Annotated in this window: 1 protein-coding gene; it reads right to left on the reverse strand. The window is 52.1% G+C overall.

The features are described from left to right. On the reverse strand, positions 1–682 hold a 682-nt coding region (locus ACPUC7_RS24420; protein WP_494924856.1), incomplete at both ends, for an EF-Tu/IF-2/RF-3 family GTPase.

A 682-nucleotide genomic window follows, 5' to 3' on the forward strand; every position in this document is an offset into this window, starting at 1 on the left:
TCAACGCCTTCTGGCAGTTGAACGTCGCCGGTCACGTCAGTAGTACGGAAGTAGAACTGAGGACGGTAGCCTTTGAAGAACGGAGTATGACGGCCGCCTTCATCTTTAGACAGAACGTAAACTTCTGAAGTGAACTGGGTGTGTGGCTTGATTGAACCCGGCTTAGCCAGAACCTGGCCACGCTCGATGTCTTCACGCTTGATACCACGCAGCAGAACACCACAGTTCTCGCCTGCCTGACCCTGGTCCAGCAGTTTGCGGAACATTTCAACGCCAGTACAGGTTGATTTCACAGTATCTTTCAGGCCAACAACTTCTACTTCGTCGCCCACTTTAACGATACCGCGCTCAACACGACCGGTTACAACAGTACCACGGCCTGAGATTGAGAATACGTCTTCGATTGGCAGCAGGAACGGCATGTCGATTGCACGTACTGGCTCTGGGATATAGGTATCCAGGTGACCAGCCAGCTCAATGATTTTCTCTTCCCACTCAGCTTCGCCTTCCAGCGCTTTCAGAGCAGAACCACGGATGATTGGAGTATCGTCGCCTGGGAAGTCGTATGCAGACAGCAGGTCACGTACTTCCATCTCAACCAGTTCCAGCAGCTCTTCATCATCAACCATGTCGCACTTGTTCAGGAACACGATGATGTAAGGAACGCCAACCTGACGACCCA

It is taken from the genome of Pantoea sp. CFCC18179 (genome assembly GCF_059412405.1).